The organism is Phytopseudomonas daroniae (assembly GCF_004327275.1).
Taxonomy (GTDB): Bacteria; Pseudomonadota; Gammaproteobacteria; order Pseudomonadales; family Pseudomonadaceae; genus Aquipseudomonas; species Aquipseudomonas daroniae.
On sequence record NZ_QJUJ01000004.1, the window covers coordinates 481,830 to 500,483 of the forward strand.

General features: G+C 62.5%; 16 protein-coding genes. 4 read left to right on the forward strand and 12 right to left on the reverse strand.

Going from position 1 to position 18,654, the window contains the following annotated elements; genetic code table 11:
• Nucleotides 1–483: 483 nt before the first annotated feature.
• Complete coding sequence (locus tag DNK10_RS13025; RefSeq protein WP_131179303.1) at nucleotides 484–1,473, reverse strand: asparaginase; 990 nt, start codon at nucleotides 1,471–1,473, stop codon at nucleotides 484–486.
• A gap of 129 nt (nucleotides 1,474–1,602) precedes the next feature.
• Nucleotides 1,603–3,027: an alanine/glycine:cation symporter family protein gene (locus DNK10_RS13030; RefSeq protein ID WP_131191843.1), complete on the reverse strand. Its 1,425-nt coding sequence runs from the start codon at nucleotides 3,025–3,027 to the stop codon at nucleotides 1,603–1,605.
• Between the two features lie 326 nt (nucleotides 3,028–3,353).
• On the opposite strand from DNK10_RS13030, the gene DNK10_RS13035 reads away from it, so the two are divergent.
• Complete coding sequence (locus DNK10_RS13035; protein ID WP_131191844.1) at nucleotides 3,354–4,166, forward strand: helix-turn-helix domain-containing protein; 813 nt, start codon at nucleotides 3,354–3,356, stop codon at nucleotides 4,164–4,166.
• Nucleotides 4,167–4,361: 195 nt separating this feature from the next.
• On the opposite strand, the gene DNK10_RS13040 is transcribed toward DNK10_RS13035, so the two are convergent.
• On the reverse strand, nucleotides 4,362–5,129 hold the full coding sequence (locus tag DNK10_RS13040) for a substrate-binding periplasmic protein (protein ID WP_131179300.1): 768 nt from the start codon (nucleotides 5,127–5,129) through the stop codon (nucleotides 4,362–4,364).
• A 124-nt stretch (nucleotides 5,130–5,253) separates the two neighbouring features.
• The gene (aspA, locus tag DNK10_RS13045) at nucleotides 5,254–6,711 is read right to left on the reverse strand and encodes an aspartate ammonia-lyase (RefSeq protein ID WP_131191845.1); all 1,458 of its coding nucleotides are present in this window, start codon (nucleotides 6,709–6,711) and stop codon (nucleotides 5,254–5,256) included.
• 177 nt (nucleotides 6,712–6,888) lie between these two features.
• Between aspA and DNK10_RS13050 the strand changes: the two genes are divergently transcribed.
• Nucleotides 6,889–7,791, forward strand: a complete 903-nt coding sequence (locus DNK10_RS13050; RefSeq protein WP_131179298.1) for a LysR substrate-binding domain-containing protein — start codon at nucleotides 6,889–6,891, stop codon at nucleotides 7,789–7,791.
• A gap of 115 nt (nucleotides 7,792–7,906) precedes the next feature.
• On the opposite strand, the gene aauR is transcribed toward DNK10_RS13050, so the two are convergent.
• From aauR to adhP, 8 genes are all read right to left on the reverse strand, one after another.
• Nucleotides 7,907–9,226, reverse strand: a complete 1,320-nt coding sequence (aauR, locus tag DNK10_RS13055) for a two-component response regulator AauR (RefSeq protein ID WP_131191846.1) — start codon at nucleotides 9,224–9,226, stop codon at nucleotides 7,907–7,909.
• A complete protein-coding gene (locus tag DNK10_RS13060; RefSeq protein WP_131179296.1) occupies nucleotides 9,219–11,120 on the reverse strand; it encodes a sensor histidine kinase in 1,902 nt (633 codons plus the stop codon). The genes aauR and DNK10_RS13060 overlap by 8 nt, the downstream gene beginning before the upstream one ends.
• A gap of 221 nt (nucleotides 11,121–11,341) precedes the next feature.
• Nucleotides 11,342–12,076 (reverse strand): amino acid ABC transporter ATP-binding protein, encoded by a 735-nt coding sequence (locus DNK10_RS13065; RefSeq protein WP_131179295.1) that lies wholly within the window; start codon nucleotides 12,074–12,076, stop codon nucleotides 11,342–11,344.
• The gene (locus DNK10_RS13070) at nucleotides 12,073–12,741 is read right to left on the reverse strand and encodes an amino acid ABC transporter permease (protein WP_208738819.1); all 669 of its coding nucleotides are present in this window, start codon (nucleotides 12,739–12,741) and stop codon (nucleotides 12,073–12,075) included. Before DNK10_RS13070 ends, DNK10_RS13065 begins: the two co-directional genes overlap by 4 nt.
• Nucleotides 12,738–13,484, reverse strand: a complete 747-nt coding sequence (locus DNK10_RS13075; RefSeq protein WP_131191848.1) for an amino acid ABC transporter permease — start codon at nucleotides 13,482–13,484, stop codon at nucleotides 12,738–12,740. The genes DNK10_RS13070 and DNK10_RS13075 overlap by 4 nt, the downstream gene beginning before the upstream one ends.
• Before the next feature lie 173 nt (nucleotides 13,485–13,657).
• The gene (locus DNK10_RS13080) at nucleotides 13,658–14,566 is read right to left on the reverse strand and encodes a glutamate/aspartate ABC transporter substrate-binding protein (RefSeq protein ID WP_131179292.1); all 909 of its coding nucleotides are present in this window, start codon (nucleotides 14,564–14,566) and stop codon (nucleotides 13,658–13,660) included.
• Nucleotides 14,567–14,850: 284 nt separating this feature from the next.
• Entirely contained in the window at nucleotides 14,851–15,648 is a 798-nt protein-coding gene (locus tag DNK10_RS13085; protein ID WP_131191849.1) for a hypothetical protein, read from the reverse strand.
• Nucleotides 15,649–15,738: 90 nt separating this feature from the next.
• The gene (adhP, locus tag DNK10_RS13090) at nucleotides 15,739–16,761 is read right to left on the reverse strand and encodes an alcohol dehydrogenase AdhP (protein ID WP_131191850.1); all 1,023 of its coding nucleotides are present in this window, start codon (nucleotides 16,759–16,761) and stop codon (nucleotides 15,739–15,741) included.
• A gap of 222 nt (nucleotides 16,762–16,983) precedes the next feature.
• Between adhP and purE the strand changes: the two genes are divergently transcribed.
• Together purE and DNK10_RS13100 are read left to right on the forward strand one after the other, a co-directional pair.
• The gene (purE, locus tag DNK10_RS13095; protein WP_131191851.1) at nucleotides 16,984–17,475 is read left to right on the forward strand and encodes a 5-(carboxyamino)imidazole ribonucleotide mutase; all 492 of its coding nucleotides are present in this window, start codon (nucleotides 16,984–16,986) and stop codon (nucleotides 17,473–17,475) included.
• Complete coding sequence (locus tag DNK10_RS13100) at nucleotides 17,475–18,560, forward strand: 5-(carboxyamino)imidazole ribonucleotide synthase (protein ID WP_131191852.1); 1,086 nt, start codon at nucleotides 17,475–17,477, stop codon at nucleotides 18,558–18,560. The genes purE and DNK10_RS13100 overlap by 1 nt, the downstream gene beginning before the upstream one ends.
• Nucleotides 18,561–18,654 lie beyond the last annotated feature (94 nt).

Below are 18,654 nucleotides of genomic sequence, written 5' to 3' on the forward strand. Positions count from 1 at the left end.
TAGGAGTTCGCTGCCGCTATATGGGGGCGCTGTTCCGGTTGCAGGATCGCCCGTTTCTCATCGGTGAGGACATCCGCCAGCGCCTGGCGGCCCCGGTGCGCGACGGCTTGTTCGAGGTGCAGTAGGAGGGGGGAGCCATAAGAAATAATTTATGGCTCGCTTCTAGCTTGCAGCTATCAGCACAGCTCCGGATGTTTGTTACAGGTGCCGTAACCCTCATCCAGTGCTTGTTGAAGCCGTGGATCACCTCGTCCGGGGTGTCGAGGTTGAGGGCCAGGACAGGTCGGAACGATCGAAGGTCAGCACGTTGCGCAGGCCGGTGTAATCGAGGTCGGCCTTGATCGCGCATTCGTCGCCGATAGGGGGCCGACCTGCTCGATGGTACCCGCGTTGTTGATGACGTACTGACGCGTTTGCGTGGGCAAGGCGGGATGGCCGCCTCGTTGTTGGAGCTGATCACGCCGCTGCTTTCGTTGTTGACGGTCAGTCTTCGGCGCACTCACCGCACAGATCGAGCGCGAACAAACGTTCCACTTCAGCCTGCGCCAGGCCGACGCCCAGCAGGGCGAACAGCTTGCCCAGCGCTGCCTCGCGAGTCATGCCGCCGGCCGATACCAGGCCAACCGAGGCCAACTGACTGCCCGCTGCGTAGACACCGAATTCCACATGTCCCTGGGGACACTGGCTGATGGCAGCCAGCACCACGCCGCGTGCGTGGGCTTCGCGCAGCACCTCGAGCAGCTCGGTGTTATCGGACGGGCCGGTGCCGCTGCCGTAGCATTCCAGCAGCAGGCCTTGCACGCCGCTGCCCAGCAACGCGTGCAGGTGGCTGGCGCGCAAGCCGGGGATCAGCGGCAGGCTGAGCAGGTTGACCGGCTGACGCGGCTGGCGGAAGTCGATGTGCGCGGGCAGCTCGGCCAGGCGCTCGCCCTGGCGCAGGCGCGGCACGATCTGGAACGCGTCGAAGGCATCGCTGCGCAGTTTGCTGACGCGAGCGCCATGCATCAACGCTCCGTCGAAGTACAGGTGCACGCCCGGCTGAACACCGTCGTGCAATGCCTGCATCGCGCCGAACAGGTTGCGCCAGGCATCGCTGTTCTCGGCGCCTGCTGGCAGCATGGAGCCAGTCAGCAGCACTGGCACCGGCAGGCCCAGCAGCAGGAAGCTCAACGCTGCGGCGCTGTAGGCCAGGGTGTCGGTGCCATGCAGCACCAGCACGCCGTCGCAGCCATGCTGCTCGACGCCCTGACGGATCGCCGCGACCATCGCCAGCCAGTTGTCCTGGCTCATGTTGGCGCTGTCGATCGGCGGCAGCAGCTCACGGAAAATCCACGTGGGCACCTGTTCGGACTGTTCTGTCTGTTGTGCGCGCAGACGCGCCTCGAAGCCGGAGGCCGGGGCCAGGCCGGCAGCGCTCATCTGCATGCCGATGGTGCCTCCGGTATAGAGCACGAGGACATTCAAGGAAGGCATAGGGCACCTTAAGTGCAAGCGAAGGCGAAGTCCGATCCGCTGCGGCGAGACACCCTGAGGCGGGCAGCGCTATCGGGTACGGTTATCAGGCAGTGTGCCACGCGAGCGCGGCACGCTGCGCCGTGTGTCTCAGCGTGGCTGAGTGTCCTGGATCGCTTGCTCCTGCCTCAAAGCAGGCCATGAGGTCTTGTCCAGTTCCAGGTCGGCGAACTTGGCTGGATCGAATACCGGCGTCTTCACACCAGCCTTGATCTGCGCGTCATAGTCGTTCATCAGACGCAGACCGGTCTTGAACAACAGAGCCATGGCGATCAGGTTGACGATGGCCAGCAGGCCCATGGTGACGTCGGCGAAGCCGAACACGGTGCCCAGATCCTGGGTCGAGCCCCACATCACCAGCACGATCACCAGTACCCGATAGACTTGCAGCATCAGGCGGCTCTTGCTGAAGAACCCCAGCGCGTTCTCACCCAGGTAGTAGTTGTAGATCAGGGTGGTGAACACGAACAGTGCCAGGGCGATGCTGATGAATACCCGTCCCCACTCACCGACAATGGAGGCCAGAGCGCTCTGGGTGAGGATCACACCACCCACTTCACTGCCTGGCGCGTAGGTGCCCGATAGCAGGATGATCATCGCGGTGCAGGTGCAGATGATCAGGGTATCGATGAACACGCTCAGCGACTGCACCACGCCCTGGGAAGCCGGGTGCGCCACGGCGGCCACGGCGGCCACGTTCGGCGCACTGCCCAGGCCGGCCTCGTTGGAGAACAGGCCACGCTTGACGCCCATGATGATGGCCGCACCGATGCCGCCAGCGAATGCCGGTTCAAGGCCGAAGGCGCTGCGCACGATCAACATGAGGACATCCGGCACCTGGGAGATATTGCTGCCGATGACGAACAGAGCGATGGCGATGTACGAGCCGGCCATGACCGGCACCAGTACATCGGCAAACTTGGCGATGCGTTTGATGCCGCCGAAGATGATCAGACCAATGATGCACACCAGAAAGACACCGCTGATCCACTCGGGAATACCGAAGGTGTCGTGCATGGAGCTGGCCACGGTAAACGATTGCAGAGCGTTGAAGCCGAAACCGAAGGTGACCAGCAGGAGGATGGAGAACACCACCGCCAGCCAGCGTTGGCCCAGGCCATGCAGAATGTAGAAGGCCGGGCCGCCGCGGTAGGTGCCGTCACCTTCGTTGCGCTTGTACAGCTGTGCCAGGGAGCACTCGAAGTAACTGGTGGCCATGCCGACCAGCGCGACCAGCCACATCCAGAACACCGCACCAGGGCCGCCCAGGGTGATGGCCACCGCCACGCCGGCGATGTTGCCGGCACCGACTCGGCCGGCGACGCTGAGCATCAACGCCTGGAACGAACTGAGCTGCCCCGGCTTGCGCACCAGGGCCTGGCTGAAAATCTGGAACATGCTGGTGAAATAGCGGAACTGAACGAAACGCGAGCGGATGCTGAAGTAGAGCCCGAGGCCCACCAGCATGACGATCAGTACTTTGCTCCAGATTAAGTCATTGAGTAGATCGAGCATGGCACTCTTCCTGTTTTTGTTAGGTGATTCGTGGGAAAGGATCCGTGTTACGCAGGCAGCGGTTGTGGCTATCGTTCTGCGCGGTCTGATCGGCGTGTTTTGCTGGCTGCGACGGCTTCGTGAGTCGCTATCGGGCATGTGTGCGAGGCGTATCTGGTGCGGGCAGCCGTACAGTATTTATAGATTGTTCGGCTCGCCGGGATCGGGTCGTTGCCTCTTGGGGCGTCATGGTTGGTGAAGTTTGTTTGTCATACAATTTCGCGGGTCGATTCGATATGGCGCTAGTTGATGCTATATTCACTTCACTCGCATCATCTGAGCCGCCCATGTCCAGTCACCTCGGTGAGAATCTCCGGTTGCTGTGCAGCCACTACCGTTCGATTGCGGAGGTGTGCCGCAAGCTCGGCATCAACCGTGCGCAGTTCAACAAATACCTGTCTGGAGAGAGCCAGCCGACGGCCTATAACCTCAAGCGGATTGGGGACTTTTTTGGCGTCGAGGGTTATGAGCTGGGATTGCCCAGTGATCAGTTCGTCCGCTTGATCGGTGCGCGCGGCACCCACATCGGTGCATCTGCCGAGCAGGATCCATTACACGCGTTGTTACAACCGCTGCGTGAGCAATCCGGCGATCTTTCGCGCTATTGCGGTTACTACTTCGAATACGCCAACTGCATGTCGGTGCCGGGCACCATCCTGCTGTCATTGATCCATATGCGCGAAGAGGGCGGCACCTTCCTGTTCGAGCGTCAGGAGCGGCAGGTGATCGCCACCGGCGGGCTCGCGGAAGACTCGGCGCGCTGCCGCTACCTGGGCGCCGCGTTCCAGTTGCAGGATCGGCTGTTTCTCATCGACTACGAATCGCTGACGGTCAACGAGATGAGCCAGACCATCCTGATCCCCAGCTTCAAGAGCCGTATCACGCGGCTCAACGGCCTGAAGACCGGCGTCTCCAGCGGCGACCGGCGCACACCGGCCTGCACCCGCGTGGTGTGGGAATTCCTGGGCACGGAAATCAACCGCATCAGCACCTACCGCCAGGTGATGCTCTATCAGCCGGATGACCCGCGCATCGACGAGGACATCCGCCAGCGCCTCGCCGACGCGCCGGTGCGCGATGGGTTGTTCGAGGTGGAGTGAGGGGGCGTATTCAACCAGGTCGTAGGATGGGTGCAACCCATCGGCAATTGATGGGTTTCACCTGCGCGGCCCGACTCATCCTACGGGCTGCAATCGCAATGGTGGATGAAAAGAGCGTCAGCTACGCGCCCCGATCCACCCTACCAGGCGTCCGCTAACGTCTTATCTCCGAAAGATGCGAACGCGCAGCGGCTATCAGCACAGCTCCGGATGTTTGTTGCAGGTGCCGTAACCCTCGGTCTTCATCTCATCCAGTGCCTGTTGAAGCCGTGCGATCACCTCGTCCGGGGTGTCGAGGTTGAGGGCCAGGTACAGGTCGGAACGATCGAAGGTCAGCACGTTGCGCAGGCCGGTGACGTCCGCCTGACGGGCCTGGTGGCGCCATACCGGGTCGGTGGTACCCCACAGGTCGATACGCCCCTGAGTCAGCTTGCTGATGTTCTCCGGATCGCGCAGCGTGTTGATCGGCTGCAGGCCGGCCTTTTCCAGGGTCTGGCTGGCGGCACTGTCCTTGTAGCTGCCGATACGGTACTGGCGGGCCTGTTCGAGATCTTTCAGGTTGGGAATGTTGGAGCCCGGCGCGGCGAGCAGTACGCGCTCGACCTTGGCGATCGGGCCAACCCACTTGAACAGCGGGCGACGGGCTTCGTTCATGGAAGTGGAGAACAGGCCGTAGCTGGCATTCGCGAGGGTGGAGTCGTAGATACGGCTCCAGGGGAAGCGCAGACTCAGGGTGTAATCGATGCCGGCACGCTTGAACATCTCGCGCACGATGGTGGTGCTGACACCCTGGATATTGGCGTCACGGGCGAAATTCTTTTCGTTGTCGGCCATGTTGAATGGCGGAAAGTTTTCCGTTTGTAACACGACCTGGTAACCCGGCGGCAATTCGGCCTGAGCGGGCAGGGCGAAGACGCTGGAAACGGATAGCAAACAGACGAACCATGCGGCTTTGACGGTCATGAGGGGACTTCTCTTTGTTGGGCTGCTGCCGTTGTATCGCGCTGGCGCGCAAACGGCAACGTGTCCTGAAAGAGCGAAGCCCCATACGGTGAACCGGTATGGGGCTTCGGATTGCCACAGGCGCTTAACGTTGCAGCTCAACCGCCTCTTTGGCCGGTGGCGTCAGCGGCTTGAGCTGATGCGGAGCGATCATGTTTTCCGGGCGCAGAATCTCGGCCAGGGTGGTGTCATCCAGCAGTTGCTCCTCGCGTACCAGTTCCAGCACGCCGCGGCCGCTGACCAGGGCTTCCTTGGCGATACGGGTGGAGTTCTCGTAACCGATGTAGGGGTTGAGCGCAGTGATCAGGCCGATGGAGTTCTCCATCAGGGCGCGGCAGTGGGCTTCGTTGGCGGTGATGCCGTTGATGCAATGCTCGCGCAGCATGTCCATGGCACGTTGCAGCAGGCGGATCGAGTCGAAGATCTTGTAAGCGATCAGCGGCTCCATCACGTTCAATTGCAACTGGCCCCCTTCGGCCGCCATGGTCAGTGCCAGATCGTTGCCGATGATTTCGAAAGCCACCTGGTTGACCGCTTCCGGGATCACCGGGTTGACCTTGCCGGGCATGATCGAGCTGCCTGGCTGACGCGCCGGCAGGTTGATCTCGTTGATGCCGGTGCGCGGACCGCTGGAGAGCAGGCGCAGATCGTTGCAGATCTTCGACAGCTTGACCGCAGTGCGCTTGAGCATGCCGGAGAACAGCACGAAGGCGCCCATGTCGGAGGTGGCTTCGATCAGGTCGGCGGCCGGCACCAGCGGCTGGCCGCTGATCAGCGCCAGGCGCTGCACGGCCAGGTACTGGTAGCCAGGATCGGCGTTGATGCCGGTACCGATGGCGGTGCCGCCCAGGTTCACTTCGGTGAGCAGCTCCGGCGCCAGGCTGCGCAGGCGCGCCAGGTCTTCACCCAGGGTGGTGGCGAAGGCGCGGAACTCCTGGCCAAGGGTCATCGGTACGGCGTCCTGCAGCTGGGTGCGGCCCATCTTCAGTACGTGGCTGAATTCTTCACCTTTGGCGGCGAAGGACTGGATCAGGCTGTCCAGGCTGGCCAGCAGGGTGTCATGGCCCAGCAGCAGGCCCAGGCGAATGGCGGTGGGGTAGGCGTCGTTGGTCGACTGCGCCATGTTCACGTCGTTGTTCGGGTGCAGGTGCTTGTATTCACCTTTGGCATGGCCCATGGCTTCCAGGGCGATGTTGGCGATCACCTCGTTGGCGTTCATGTTGGTCGAGGTGCCAGCGCCGCCCTGGATCATGTCGACCACGAACTGGTCGTGGAAGTCGCCGCGAATGATGCGTGCGCAGGCTTCGCTGATCGCTGCATGCTTGGTGGCGGGCAGGTGGCCCAGTTCGCGGTTCGCGTCGGCTGCGGCCTGCTTGACCATGGCCAGAGCCACGACCAGTTTCGGGTAGTGGGCCAGCGGCACGCCGGACAGGCGGAAGTTGTTCAGCGCACGCAGGGTCTGGATGCCGTAGTAGGCCTCGGCGGGGACTTCGAGGGTACCGAGCAGGTCTTTCTCGACGCGAAACAATGCAGCAGCGGACATGATGTCTCGATTCTCATAAAGGCGCGGAAGATACCGCGATGGCCTTTAGAATAAGGACTTTGACCTAATGCTGGCCAATGCTGTTGCTTGCTGTCCTATGCGTAATCGGCATAATGTAGATGTGACCGCCTGGCTGCACCAAACGTGTGCGTGGCGCTTGCGAGTAGAGGATGCCCCGTGAACCTGGAAACCAAATGGCTGGAAGACTTTGTCACCCTGGCCTCCACACGCAGCTTTTCCCAGGCAGCGCAAAAACGCTTCGTCACCCAGCCAGCGTTCAGCCGGCGCATTCGTAGCCTTGAAGCAGTACTGGGTCTGACCCTGGTCAACCGCTCGCGCACACCGGTGGAATTGACCGAGTCCGGCCAGCTGTTCCTGCTGACCGCACGCAGCCTGGTCGAACAGTTGGGTGAAGTGGTGCGCCATCTGCATCACCTGGAGGGGCAGCAGGGCGAGGCCTTGCAGATTGCCGCGGCACATTCCCTGGTCTTCAGCTTCTTCCCCGAGTGGATCGCCCGCTTGCGGCGCGATGGCCTGCCATTGACCACCCGGCTGGTGGCCACCAACGTCGGGGAAGCCGTGCATTCCCTGCGTGAAGGCACCTGTGACCTGATTCTCGCCTACCACGACCAGGACGCCGCCGTGCAACTGGCGCCGGATCTGTTTCCCTCGCTGTATCTGGGGCGCAGCGAAATGCTGCCGGTGTGTGCGGTGGACGAGCACGGCGCGCCGCTTCATGACCTGGACGCGGGGCAGAGCGTGCCGCTGCTGGCCTACAGCGCCGGCACCTTTCTTGGCCGCTCGGTGAACCTGTTGCTACGCCAGCGCGCGCTGCGTTCCACCACCGTGCACGAGACGGCCATGGCCGACAGCCTCAAGGCCATGGCCCTGCAAGGCCTGGGCGTGGCCTGGGTGCCACGGCTGTCGATGAACGCCGAGCTGGCTCGCGGCGAACTGGTGGTGTGCGGCAAGGAACACTGGTTCATACCGCTGGAGATCCGTCTGTATCGCTGGAGCATGTCGCGCAAGGCAGCGGTGCGCCTGCTCTGGCGCAAGCTCGAAGGCGGCGTGGGGCGGTAGAGCAGCTTCAAGCTGCAAGCCACAAGCCTCAAGTAAGAGCAAAAGCTTGATCGCGATCTTGAGGCGCACGCCATGCTAGCTTGCAGCTTGCAGCTTGCAGCTTGCAGCTTGCAGCTTAAAGCCCGTACTTCTTGACCTTGTCGAACAGTGTGGTCTTGGCCATGCCCAAGGCCTGGGCGGCCTGGCTGAGGTTGCCGGTGTGCTGTTCGAGTGCGTCGACCAGCAGGTTGCGTTCGAAGGCTTCCACCGCCTCGGCGAAGCTCGGCGCGGCGCCGTCGTTGTTACCGCTTTTCTTGAAGGCCGGCAGGCCGAGGGCGAAGCGTTCGGCGACGTTGCGCAGTTCGCGCACGTTGCCCGGCCAATCATGGGCCATGAGCGCCGCCAGGGTATGGCGATCCAGTTCGGGGGCGGCGCGGTCGAAGCGCAGGGCGGAGAGCTGCAGGAAGTGTTCGAACAGCAGGGCGATATCTTCGCGGCGTTCGCGCAGTGGCGGCAACTCCAGGGTGACCACGTTGAGGCGGTAGTACAGGTCGCTACGGAAGTGGCCGTTCTTGCCGGCTTCATCGAGATCCGCCTTGGTGGCGGCGATCACCCGGCAGTCGACCTGCACCGGCTGGTTCGAGCCGAGGCGTTCCAGGCTGTGTTCCTGCAGTACGCGCAACAGCTTGATCTGCAGGTTCAGCGGCATGCTCTCGATCTCGTCGAGAAACAGGCTGCCGCCGTTGGCATGTTCGATCTTGCCGATGCGTCGTTTGCCGGCACCGGTGAAGGCGTGGGCCTCGTGACCGAAGATTTCGCTCTCGAACAGGTTTTCCGGCAGGCCGCCGCAGTTCAGCGCGACGAAGGCCTTGTTCTGCCGACGGCTGAAGTCGTGCAGGCAACGCGCGACCAGTTCCTTGCCCGTGCCGGTTTCGCCTTCGATCAGCACGTTGGCCGAGGTGTCGGCGACGTTGGCGATCAGTTCGCGCAACTGTTGCATGGCCGGCGAGCGACCGATCAGCCGATGCTCCAGGGCCTGCTTGCCGGCCAATTGACGGCGCAGCGACGACACTTCGCGGGCCAGGCTGCGTTGTTCCAGTGCGCGGCGGGTGACATCGACCAGGCGCTCGGGGGAGAAGGGTTTCTCCATGAAGTCGTAGGCGCCGTCGTGCATCGCGCCCACTGCCATGCCGATATCGCCGTGGCCGGTGATCAGCACGACGGGCAACGCCGGGTCGCGACGCTTGAGCTCATCCAGCAGTTTCAGGCCATCCATGCCCGGCAGGCGGATGTCGCTGATGACGATGCCGGCGAAGTCCGCGTCGATGCGTTGCAGGGCCTGTTCGGCGCTGCCGACGCCCTCGCTGGCGATATCTTCCAGGGCCAGGGCCTGCTGGCAGCCGAGCAGCACGTGGGGGTCGTCTTCGACGATCAGCACGGTGAGGTCGTCATTCATCGGGTGTCTCCATGACAGCGGCAACCTGAGGCAGGTTGAGTTCGAAAGCGGTGCCGCCCTGGGGCGGATGATCGGCGCTGAGGCTGCCGCCAGCGGCTGCCGCGAGGCTGGCCGATAGCGTCAGGCCAAGCCCCAGGCCCTGCTCGCCGGGCTTGGTGGTGAAGAAGGGTTCGAATAGATGCGTGCGATCCGCCGGGGCTATGCCGGGACCGTTGTCGAGCACACGCAGGCGATAGCGATCACCATCGGCGCTACCCTGCAGCCACAAGTGGCGATCCGCCTGGGTGCTCATGGCATCGGCGGCGTTGGCGATCAGGTTGACGAGAATCTGTTCCAGGCGGGTCTGGTTGATCGCCAGGCGTGCGTCGTCGAACTGGTGGTGAATGTTCAGCGGGGTGCGCTCCAGGCGCGGCTGTACCACCTGCAGTGCGGCTTCCACGGCTTTGCTCAGGCTGGCTTCGCCGCCGTCGTTGGAGCGCCGCGCGAAGGCACGCAGGCTGCCGGTGATCTTGCCCATGCGGTCGACCAGCTCGTTGATGGTCTGCAGGTTGGTGGTGGCCACGTCGTACGAGCCCCGGGAGAGAAAGCGCACGGTGTTGCCGGACAGGGTGCGCAGCGCGGCCAGCGGCTGGTTGAGCTCATGGGCGATGCTGGTGGACATCTGCCCGATAACCGCCAGCTTGCCGGCCTGCACCAGTTCGTCCTGGGCCAGGCGCAGGGTGTTCTCGGCCTGCCGCCGTTCGCGGATCTGCGCCTTGAGGCGGTCGTTGCTGGCGCGCAGATCGGCGGTGCGTTCGGTAATCTTGCGTTCCAGCTCGCTGTTGGCCTGCTGCAGCGCTTCACGGGCGGCGAGGCGGGTGGCGATTACCTTGCGGCGCTCATTCCAGGCGATCAGCAGGAAGGCCAGCAGGGCGAAGGCGACAGCCGCCAGCATGCCGTGGCTGATCGCCTCGCGGCGCAGATCCTGCAGCGGGCTGAGCAGGGTCAGGTGCCAGGGCGTGTCTTCCAGTGGGCGACTTTGCGACAGGTAGTTGATCGCTTCACTGACCTTCTGCTCGCCGGTAGCGGCGAAGCTGACCTGCTCGACATCGGTATCCACGGGGGTGCGCGCCAGCGGGATCAGTTCGTCGAGCGCCGACCAGTGATACTGCAGGCTGCGCGCCAGGCGCTCCTTGATATCGGCGTTCAGCGGGCGTACGGCCTTGAGGCGCCGGGCCGGGTCGCTGGAGAGAATGATGATGCCGTTCTCGTCGCTGACGTAGGCTTCCAGGCGTGCCCGCTGCCAGCGCTGCTCCAGTGGGTCGAGACGTACCTTGACCACCGCCACGCCTATGATTCGGCCATTGGCCTTGAGGCCGTGGGACAGGTAATAGCCGGGCTCGCCAGTGGTGCTGCCGATACCATAGAAGCGCCCCTGCTCGCCTTGCAGCGCATCCTGGAAATAGGCACGGAAAGACAGGTCTTCACCCAGGTAACTATCGGGCTGGCGCCAGTTGCTGGTGGCGAGTACGCGCCCATCGGTGTCCATCACGTAGATGGCCAGACTGCCGCTGCGCCGGTTGAGGCCTTCGAGGTAATCGTTGACGCGTTGGCGACGGTAGGCGTCGGGCGTCAGCAGCAGACGGCTGACGTTGGATTCGAGCTCCAGCAGGCTGGGCAGGTAGGTGTACTTGTTGATTTCGCTTTCCACCGCCCGGGCGTTGAGCTCGAGCTGGCGTTCGCCGCTCTCGATCAGGTTTCGGATGCCGGTCTTTTCGCTGAGGTAATAACCGGCGTAGCCGCAAGCGGCGACCAGAATCAGCATCAGCAGGGTCAGCAGCAGGTGACGGGCGTAGCGCGGTTTGGCGGACAAGGCGGGCGACACCACACGAAGACTGGCGGGAGCGCATTGCATCACAGTCCTCCGGGGCTGGCCAGTTGTGGGGCGGCGAGGTGTTCGTGGGGCTTCGCTGGGATTGAACCCGCTATACCCGTTGCGCAATATGGATGTCGCCATCCTGCGGACTGTAGGAGCTGGCTTGCCAGCGATGCGGGTTTCGGTGTGATACCGCCATGAACCTTGCCATCGCTATCGCCAGCAAGGCTAGGCGCCCCCACCGCTCCTACAGGGTTGCATCAGTGCTGCAGGATCTTGGCGAGGAACTGCTGGGCGCGTTCGGAGCGCGCGCTCACGTCACCGAAGAACTCTTCCTTCGGGCAGTCTTCGACGATCTGGCCGGCGTCCATGAAGATCACTCGATCAGCGACCTTGCGGGCGAAACCCATCTCGTGGGTCACGCACATCATGGTCATGCCTTCGTGGGCCAGTTGCACCATCACGTCGAGCACCTCGTTGACCATTTCCGGGTCGAGTGCCGAAGTCGGCTCGTCGAACAGCATCACCACCGGATCCATCGCCAGGGCACGGGCGATGGCTACACGCTGCTGCTGACCGCCGGACAGCTGTCCCGGATGCTTGTGCGCGTGTTCCTTGAGGCCGACGCGGTCGAGCAGGGCCAGGCCTTTCTGCTTGGCCTCTTCCTTGCTGCGGCCCAGTACCTTGATCTGCGCGATGGTCAGGTTTTCGGTGATGGTCAGGTGCGGGAACAGCTCGAAGTGCTGGAATACCATGCCGACCCGCGAGCGCAGCTTGGGCAGGTTGGTCTTCTTGTCGGCGATGGAAGTGCCATCGACCGTGATGTCGCCCTTCTGGAACGGCTCCAGGGCGTTGACGCATTTGATCAGGGTGGACTTGCCCGAGCCGGACGGCCCGCAGACCACGACCACTTCGCCCTTCTTGACGTCCGTGGTGCAGTCGGTCAGCACCTGGAAGTCCCCATACCACTTGTTGACGTTCTTGATGGAAATCATACGGCTAACCTTTTTTGCAGGAGCTTGACCAGCTGCGAGGCAGCGAAGCTGATGGTGAAGTAGACCAGACCGGCGAATATCAGGAACTCGTGGGGCTGGCCAAGAATGTCACCGCGCGAGCGGGCGGCATTGAGGAAGTCCATCAGGCCGACGGTGTACACCAGCGAGGTGTCCTGGAACAGGATGATGCTCTGCTGCAGCAGCAGCGGGGTCATTTTGCGGAACGCCTGGGGCAGGATGATCAGGCGCATGGTCTGACCGTAGGTCATGCCCAGTGCCTGAGCGGCGCCCATCTGGCCTTTGGGAATGGCCTGGATGCCGGCGCGGACGATTTCGCAGAAATACGCCGCCTCGAACATGATGAAGGCCACCAGGCAGGAGGCGAACGCGCCCACCGGTGTGTCTTCGCCAGTGATCCAGCGCAGGATGAACGGCACCGCGAAGTAGAACCAGGTGATCACCAGCAGCAGCGGGATCGAGCGGAAGTAGTTGACGTAGGCCGCGGCCAGCTTCGACAGCAGCACGTTGCTCGACAGGCGCATGAGGGCCAGCAGGGTGCCCAGCACCACGCCACCGATAACGCCCATGACCATCAGCTGCAGGGTCATGGCCATGCCTTCCCAGAGACCCGGCAGGGCAGGGATGATCTGACTGAAGTCCATCATTTACCTCCCACGGAAATCAGGCCCGGCACGGCGACCTTACGCTCGACCACACGCATGATCATCATCAGGCTCATGTTCAGGGTGAAGTAGATCAGCGTTGCCAGGGTGAAGGCTTCGAACAGGTTGGCGCTGAATTCGGCGGTCTGTTTGGTCTGCGCGAGCAGTTCCATGAGGCCGATCAACGAAGCCACCGAGGAGTTCTTGAAGATGTTCAGGAATTCGCTGGTCAGTGGCGGAATGATGATCCGGTAAGCCTGGGGCAGCAGCACGTTGCTGTAGATCTGCGGCAGGCGGAAACCCATGGCGTAGGCGGCGGCGGTCTGGCCGGCGGGCAGCGCCTGGATGCCGGTGCGTACCTGTTCGCAGACGCGGGCAGCGGTGAACAGGCCCAGACACACGACCACGCTCAGGTAAGCCGAGGTGGCAGGGTTGAGATCCTGCTTGAACCACAGCTCCAGAGGTTCGGGCAGCAGATCCGGCACCAGGAAGTACCAGAGGAACAGCTGCACCAGCAGCGGCACGTTACGGAAGACTTCCACGTACGCCGTGGCGATGCCGGAGATCAGGCGGTTCGGCATGGTGCGCATCACACCGAGCAACGAGCCGAGTGACAGGGCGATCAGCCAGCCGACCAGCGCGATGGCGATGGTCCAGCCCAGACCGGTGATGAACCAGTCCAGGTAGAGTTCGCTGCCAATGCCGGTGGACTTGAAGAATATGCCCCAGTCCCAGTTGTAGTTCATGCGGGTTTCCCCTCAGGTGGAGTCATGCGGCGAAGCCGGTTGCCGGGCAACAGTCACCCGCATCCGCGTGGGCGGATGAGCGTTGGCTTCGTCAGAAATTAGGTGGGGAAGCCGCAGGCTTCCCCTTCCCCCGCGCACGCCCCTTCTCGTGAAAGGGGCGCGGCATTACACCGTTAGATCTGCTCTGCAGACTTGTCGGTCGGTTCGGCGATCAGCTTTTTCAGCTCGTCGCTCATGGGGAAATTGAGGTTCAGGCCTTTTGGCGGTACCGGCTGCTGGAACCACTTGTTGTAGATGTCGTTGATCTCGCCGGATGCGAAAGTCGCGCTGATGGCCTTGTCGACCACCTTCTTGAAGCTTTCGTCGCCTTTACGAACCATGCAGCCGTAGATTTCGAAGGATTGCGGGGTACCGACCACGTGCCAGTCATCCGGCTTCTTGGCCTTGGCCATTTCGCCTGCCAGCAGGGCGTCGTCCATCATGAAGGCCACGGCGCGGTTGGATTCGAGCATCAGGAAGGACTCGCCGTGATCCTTGGCGGAAATCACGTTCATGCCCATTTTCTTCTCGGCGTTCATGGACTTGAGCAGGCGCTCGGAAGTGGTACCGGCGGTGGTCACCACGTTCTTGCCTTTGAGGTCGTCGAAATCGTTCACGCTGCCGCTTTTCTTGGCCAGCAGGCGGGTGCCGACTTCGAAGATGCCGACGGAGAAATCGACCTGACGCTGACGCTCGACGTTGTTGGTGGTGGAGCCACACTCCAGATCCACGGTACCGTTCTGCACCAGTGGAATACGGGTCTGCGAGGTTACCAGGTTGTAGCGCACCTTCAGATCGGGCAGCTCCAGTTCCTTCTTCAGCTCTTCGACCACTTTGAGCTGCAGGTCATGGGAATAGCCAACCGGCTGCTTGGAGGTGTCGCCGAAATACGAGAAGGGGATGGACGAGTCGCGGTGACCCAGGGTGATGGTGCCCGAATCCTTGATCTTCTTCAGAGTACCGGTAAGTTCGGCGGCGAGTGCCGGGGTGGACATCAGGGCGGCGGTAATGGCTACAGCCAGTACGCGGGGGACAATACGCATCGGTCGATTCCTCGGTGTTGTTGTTATCGAAGCCGTACAGCGTGGTACGTGCCTCTATGTGGAAGAGCTATCGCATTCCTGGGCAGATAAGGAGCAGGATGTGTGCCAGGCAGATGTCCATACCTAGTCGATGCCTAAATGTTTGATAAATATACATATTTATTTTTATGGCGAGCTGTCGAAAGACGCTTGGGATTCGGTTGTTCGGTTTTTCGACAGCTTTGCGTTCGGGATTCCGAATGCGGAGGGGCGGGCGGCCGCGTTGGCCGCCCGTTTTTCTGAACTCAGCGATTGCGCAGGAAGGCGTTGATGAAGTCGCCCTGATTAGCGGCCCCGCGCTCGGTGGTGAAGACGATGCGGCCGTCCTGCTCGCGAACCTTCATTTCAGAGCCGAAGCTGCACTGTACGGTATTGAGTTTGGCGGCCTGCTTCTTGAACTCGGAGGAGCTGCTGCACAGGTTGCCGAGCTGATTCACCACTTCGCCACAGAAGCCCGAGATGCTCAGCTCCTTCAGCAGTTGCTCGTCGAGGCCTTTCCAGTCCACCTCGGTCTTCACAGGGCTACCGCAACTGGCGGAGGCCTCCGCGTCCATCTGCTGCAGGCGCTCGACGTGATACTGCTGACGCTTGTCGTGATCGAAGCGAGCGAGGGTGTCCTGCACACCATCCTTCTTCTGTTTTTCGTAGAGGGCGAGCAGTTCGGTGGGCTTGACGGCCTTGCTGGCTTGCTCGTCGAAGCCCAGGTACAGCGGTTCCCGGTTGCCGGGCAGGTACAGCTGATAGGACTCACCGCCCCAGGATTGGCGCTGGCCGAGCAGGACATAGGCGCTGCCGTCGAGGGTGGTGGCGTAGTCGCTTTCCTGTTGACCGCGTTGTTTCACATCGGTCAGCAGCACCACCTCGTCCAGTGGGTTGTTGATGCCGCGGACTTGCACCAGCGCCTGGCCCTCATCGCTGCTGGGCGCGACGATAACGCTAACGCCTTTGCCGGTGGTGAAGACCTTGGGATATTTGGCCAGCTCCAGGGCGCTGGCGTTAGCAGTCAGGAAAACGGAGGCGATAAGCAGCGACAGCCGTGTCATGGCGTAGTCCTTTTGATGGATGTAGCGAGAATTCTAGAGGTGTCCGACAGCGGCCGATGTGACTCCGTTCCCCGCTGCCGGTTCTCGCTCTCAGAATTGCATCACCACACGCCCCTCTATATTCCCGGCGCGCATCTGCTCGAGGATGCCGTTGACGTTATCCAGCGTGTCGCTGTGGATGGTCGCCTTGACCAGCCCCTCGCCAGCGAAGTCCAGGGCTTCCTGCAGATCGGCGCGAGTGCCGACGATGGAGCCGGTAATGCTGATGGCCTTGAGCACCACATCGAATATCGGCGTCGGAAAATCGCCTGGCGGCAGCCCTACCAGCGCGACCGTACCACCGCGACGCGCCATGCCGATGGCCTGGCCGAAGGCGCTGTTCGACACCGCCGTGACCAGCACGCCGTGGGCGCCGCCGATGTCGCGTTGCACGACCATGGCCGGATCTTCATGGCGGGCATTGATGGTCAGGCTGGCGCCGAGTTTCTTTGCCAGCGCCAGTTTGGTGTCATCCACATCGATGGCGACGACATGCAAACCCATGGCGCGGGCGTACTGCACCGCGACGTGGCCGAGGCCGCCTATACCCGAAATGGCCACCCACTGACCGGGACGCGCGCCAGTGACTTTCAGACCCTTGTATACGGTGACGCCTGCGCAGAGGATCGGCGCGATCTCGGCGAATTCGACATTCTTCGGCAGGATGCCGACATAGTTGGGGTCGGCCAGCACGTACTCGGCGTAGCTACCGTTCACCGAATAGCCCGTGTTCTGCTGATCGGCGCAAAGTGTTTCCCAGCCGGTGAGGCAGTGTTCGCAACAGCCGCAAGCGGTGTACAGCCAGGGCACGCCGACGCGGTCGCCCTCCTTGACCCGGGTTACGCCACTGCCCACGGCGGCGACGTAACCGACACCCTCATGGCCGGGAATGAACGGCAGGCTGGGTTTGACCGGCCAGTCGCCGTCGGCGGCGTGCAGATCCGTATGGCAGACACCGGCCGCCTCGATCTTCACCAGTATCTGCCCGGGGCCGGGCAGTGGAACCTTTACCTCTTCGAGCCGCAGAGCCTCGCCGAAGGCATGCACGACGGCTGCTTTCATGGTCTGTTGCATGGCGCGATCCTCTTTGATGGAGAGCCTCAGTATGGAAGGTCTGCCACGCCACGCATTGCTTCAGGACAATAGTCGCCGTTATCGCACTGGCTTCCGACGAGCGGCCGATTATCGATTTGCGCACGACTGCAGTATAATTGCCGGTTTCCGCAAACCACGCCTTCCGCGTGGTTTGTTGTTTCTGCCGTGGCGCCAGGCGCCCGAGACGAGAGAGGCACGACGATGAGCGCACTGGTTGGCGTGATCATGGGTTCCAAGTCCGATTGGAGCACCCTGAGCCATACCGTCGAGATGCTGGATAAATTAGGCATTCCCAACGAAGTGAAGGTGGTTTCCGCCCACCGCACCCCGGATCTGCTGTTCCAGTACGCCGAAGAAGCCGAAGGCCGTGGCATCCAGGTGATCATCGCCGGTGCGGGTGGCGCTGCCCACTTGCCGGGCATGTGCGCCGCCAAGACCCACCTGCCGGTACTCGGCGTGCCGGTGCAGTCGTCCATGCTGTCGGGCGTCGACTCACTGCTGTCCATCGTGCAGATGCCTGCAGGCGTGCCGGTCGCTACCCTGGCCATTGGCCGTGCTGGCGCCATCAATGCCGCGCTGCTGGCGGCAAGCATCCTCGGTCATCAGCACCCGCAGTTCCACGCGGCGCTCAAGCAGTTCCGCGACGAGCAGACCAATACCGTGCTGGACAACCCGGATCCGAGGGCGCAGTAATGAAGATCGGCGTAATCGGGGGCGGTCAGCTCGGTCGCATGCTGGCGCTGGCGGGTACACCGCTGGGCATGAATTTCGCGTTTCTCGACCCTGCGCCGGATGCCTGTGCGCAAGCGCTGGGCGAACACATCCGCGCCGATTACGGCGATCAGGATCACCTGCGCCAACTGGCCGACGAGGTCGACCTGGTGACCTTCGAGTTCGAAAGCGTGCCGGCTGAAACCGTCGCCTTCCTATCCCAGTTCGTGCCGGTGTATCCAGGCGCCGAGTCGCTGCGCATCGCCCGTGATCGCTGGTTCGAGAAGTCGATGTTCCGTGAGCTGGGTATCCCCACGCCGGAATTCGCCGACATCCAGTCCCAGGCCGATCTCGATGCGGCAGCCGCGAACATTGGCCTGCCGGCCGTGATGAAGACCCGCACCCTGGGTTATGACGGCAAGGGCCAGAAGGTGCTGCGCAAGCCGGAAGACGTCACCGGCGCTTTCGCCGAGCTGGGTAGCGTGCCGTGCATCCTCGAAGGTTTCGTGCCCTTTACCGGCGAAGTGTCGCTGGTGGCGGTGCGTGGCCGTGATGGCGAAACACGCTTCTATCCCTTGGTGCACAACACCCACGACAGCGGCATTCTCAGCCTGTCCGTTGCCAGCACCAATCATCCGCTGCAGGCGCTGGCCGAGGATTATGTCGGCCGGGTGCTGAGCCAGCTCGACTATGTCGGCGTCATGGCCTTCGAGTTCTTCGAAGTGGACGGTGGCCTCAAGGCCAACGAGATCGCCCCACGGGTGCACAACTCCGGTCACTGGACCATCGAAGGCGCCGAGTGCAGCCAGTTCGAGAACCATCTGCGTGCCGTTGCCGGCCTGCCGCTGGGCTCGACCGCCAAGGTGGGCGAAAGCGCCATGCTCAACTTCATCGGCAGCGTACCCGCTGTGGATAAAGTGGCCGCTATCGACGACTGCCACCTGCATCACTACGGCAAGGCCTTCAAGGCCGGGCGCAAGGTTGGCCATGCCACACTGCGCTGCGCCGATCGTGCGACTCTCGATAGCCGCATTGCCCAGGTACGCGTGCTGATCGACGCATCCTGAGTTTGGGCGACTCGGAGGTTGAACCTCTCCAGCGCTGATCGCGTCTGATAAAAGGCGCCGTATTCGTGCGGCGCCTTTTTTCTATTCAGGAGGG